The following is a 2,130-nucleotide window of genomic DNA, read 5'->3' on the forward strand; positions in this document are numbered from 1 at the left end:
GCACAAAAGCTCACGGCACCAAGGCCCAGGGCACCAAAGCCCGCGGCTGACCCAGCCGAAATGCGACGGCGGCGCCGCCCCCTCAGCCGGGGCGGCGCCGTCGTCGCAGTGCAGTGACTCTTTAGTGCAGTGACTCCGCAGTGCAGTGACGCTGTGGTGCTGTTCCGTCGCGGGGTCAGGAGCCCTGCTGGAGCACCGAGCGGTAGACCTCGAGCGTGGTCTCCGTGATGGATTCCCAGGAGAAGTGCTCCTCGGCCCGGCGCCGGCCGGCTTCGCCCATGGCGCGCGCCCGGGCAGGATCGGACACCACTTCGATGAGGGCCTCGGCAAAGTCGGTGACGAACTTCTCCGGGTCCAGGGGGATTCCGGTGCCGTCCGTGACCTGCTCGATCGGAACAAGCAGTCCGGTCTTGCCGTGCTCGACGACCTCCGGGATACCGCCGGTGGCGCTGGCCACCACGGCGGCACCGCACGCCATCGCCTCAAGGTTGACGATGCCCAGCGGTTCGTAGATGGACGGGCACGCGAACGCGGTCGCGTGGCTGAGCACCTGGATGACCTCGTTGCGGGGCAGCATCCGCTCGATCAGGATCACGCCGCTGCGCTGGCTCTGCAGCTCCTCGATCAGGCGTGCCGTCTCGGCCGCCAGTTCCGGGGTATCCGCGGCACCGAGGCACAACACCAGCTGGACGTCGGCCGGGAGCTTGGCGGCGGCACGCAACAGGTACGGCACGCCCTTCTGCCGGGTGTTCCGGCCCACAAAAACAACGCTGGGGCGCTCCGGATCGATTCCGAGCGGACGGATGATGTCATCAGCCTTGTCCCGGTTCCACTGGCTGACATCGATGCCGTTGTGGACCACCTTGACCTTGGCCGGGTCAACGTCCGGATAGCTGCGCAGGATGTCCTGGCGCATGCCTTCCGAGACGGCGATGATGGCGGCCGCGGCCTCGTAGGCGGTCTTTTCCACCCAGGAGGACACCGCGTAGCCGCCACCGAGCTGCTCGGCCTTCCACGGGCGCAGCGGCTCCAGGCTGTGCGCGCTGAGGACATGCGGGATGCCGTGGAGCAGCGACGCGATGTGTCCGGCCATGTTGGCATACCAGGTGTGGGAGTGGACCAGGTCCGCGCCGGCGATGTCCGGAACGATCCTCAGGTCCACCCCGAGGGTCTGGATGGCGGCGTTTGCAGAGCCCAGGTCTTCGGGCACGGGATACGACGTGACGGTCGCTCCGTGATACCCGGGCTCGCGGGGCGCGCCGAAGGCACGCACCTGAAGGTCCACGCGTTGGGCCAGCACTCGGCTGAGCTCGGCCACGTGGACCCCGGCGCCGCCGTAAATTTCCGGCGGGAATTCTTTGGTCACAATATCTATTCGCACATGCACCAAGGTAGTCGTTACGGTGGAACTGATCTAGTGTGAAGACGTTCGGGCATGCCGGACTGTATTGGGGAGTAACGAAGGCGTTCAGGAGCTATCACCATGCCGCATCAAAAGAGAGTTTTGGCAATTGTCCTCGCAGGTGGCGAGGGAAACCGGCTCATGCCGTTGACGGCGGACCGGGCCAAGCCTGGTGTCCCGTTTGCCGGAAGCTACCGGCTCATTGACTTTGCCCTTTCAAATCTTGTGAATTCCCGCTATCTGCAAATTGTGGTGTTGACGCAATACAAGTCCCACAGCCTTGACCGGCACATTTCCGAAACGTGGCGGATGTCCACCCAACTCGGCAACTATGTGGCCTCGGTCCCGGCCCAGCAGCGCGTCGGCAAGAGCTGGTTCCTAGGCAGCGCCAACGCCATTTATCAGTCGCTGAACCTCATTCACGACGCCAACCCCGACATCGTGGTCGTGGTCGGCGCAGACCACGTCTACCGGATGGACTTCTCCCAGATGGTGGCGCAGCACGTCGCGAGCGGGGCCAAGGCCACGGTCGCCGCGGTCCGCCAGCCGCTGCACATGGCGGACCAGTTCGGCGTGATCGAAACCGATGCGGACAACCCGGACAAAATTGCCGCGTTCGTGGAGAAGCCGTCGTCGACTCCCGGCCTCGCGGCCGACCCCAGCCAGTTCCTGGCCTCCATGGGCAATTATGTGTTCGACGACGATGCCCTGATCGAAGCCCTCCACGT

The 2,130-nt window shown here is 65.0% G+C and carries 2 protein-coding genes; one reads left to right on the forward strand and one right to left on the reverse strand.

The annotated features are described in order from the left end of the window. Positions 1 to 175 precede the first annotated feature (175 nt). Positions 176 to 1,381: a glycogen synthase gene (gene glgA / locus LQV45_RS27585; protein WP_230010038.1), complete on the reverse strand. Its 1,206-nt coding sequence runs from the start codon at positions 1,379 to 1,381 to the stop codon at positions 176 to 178. A 102-nt stretch (positions 1,382 to 1,483) separates the two neighbouring features. Here glgA and LQV45_RS27590 point away from each other — a divergent pair. Next, the coding region (locus LQV45_RS27590) for a sugar phosphate nucleotidyltransferase (protein WP_374208310.1) at positions 1,484 to 2,130 on the forward strand (647 nt) is incomplete at its 3' end.

Source organism: Microbacterium sp. Bi128 (assembly GCF_918698205.1).